Here is a 910-nt window from a genome sequence, read left to right on the forward strand (position 1 = left end):
CCTGATATTCGGACGCCTCGCACGGACTTCCGCCGCCAGTTCGTCGCCTGTCATGCCGCCCGGCATGACGATGTCGGTAAACAGCAGCGCGATATCGTCGTTCTGGGCGAGCCGGTCGAGCGCCTCCTCGCCATTTGCCGCCTCGACAACCTGATAGCCGAAATCGATCAGGCGCGAGACCGCCACACGCCGCACCCTGGGATCGTCCTCAACGACGAGGATTTTCTCCGTTCCGCCGGGAATCGCCGCCGCCCTTGAGGCAGTCGCCACTTCCTCGGACATCTTCGCATCCACCTTTTGCGCCGCCGGCAGGAAGAGCCTGACGCTGGTGCCCTGCCCCGGCTCACTGTAAAGCTGGATATTGCCGCCGGACTGCTTGGCGAAACCGTAGACCATGGAAAGGCCAAGACCGGTTCCGGAACCGACACCCTTGGTGGTGAAAAAAGGTTCGAAGGCCTTTTCCTTCACCTCCGGCGTCATGCCGGTGCCGGTGTCCGTCACCGAGATCAGCACATAGTCGCCGGTGCGCATATGCGGATACATCTGGGCATAATCGACGTCCAGCTTGACCCTTGAGATGTCGATCGTCAGCTTGCCGCCGCGCGGCATGGCATCGCGGGCATTGAGGGCAAGGTTGAGAAGCGCGTTCTGGAGCTGCGACGCATCGACGAGCGCCTCGTTGGAAGCTCCCGTGACGACAGTACGGAATTCGATCGTCTCGCCGAGCGAGCGTCTTAAAAGATCGGAGAAACCGGTTACCAACTGCCCGACATCCACCAGCTTCGGATTGAGGGGCTGGCGGCGCCCGAAGGCCAGAAGCTGGCCGGTCAGCTTGGCGCCGTCCCCGGCGGCATCCTGCGCTTCATGCAGCAGGGCCAGCAGTTTCTCGTCCGAGAGCTTGTTCTCGATC

Annotated in this window: 1 protein-coding gene; it reads right to left on the minus strand. The window is 62.3% G+C overall.

The window, feature by feature from the left end; all coding sequences use genetic code 11:
* Positions 1–910, minus strand: a 910-nt coding sequence (locus ABK249_RS33805; protein ID WP_348864924.1) for an ATP-binding protein, incomplete at both ends; no start/stop codon positions are given.

Origin of the sequence: Neorhizobium phenanthreniclasticum (assembly GCF_040066075.1) — a bacterium.
In the GTDB taxonomy this organism is placed as follows: domain Bacteria; phylum Pseudomonadota; class Alphaproteobacteria; order Rhizobiales; family Rhizobiaceae; genus Neorhizobium; species Neorhizobium petrolearium.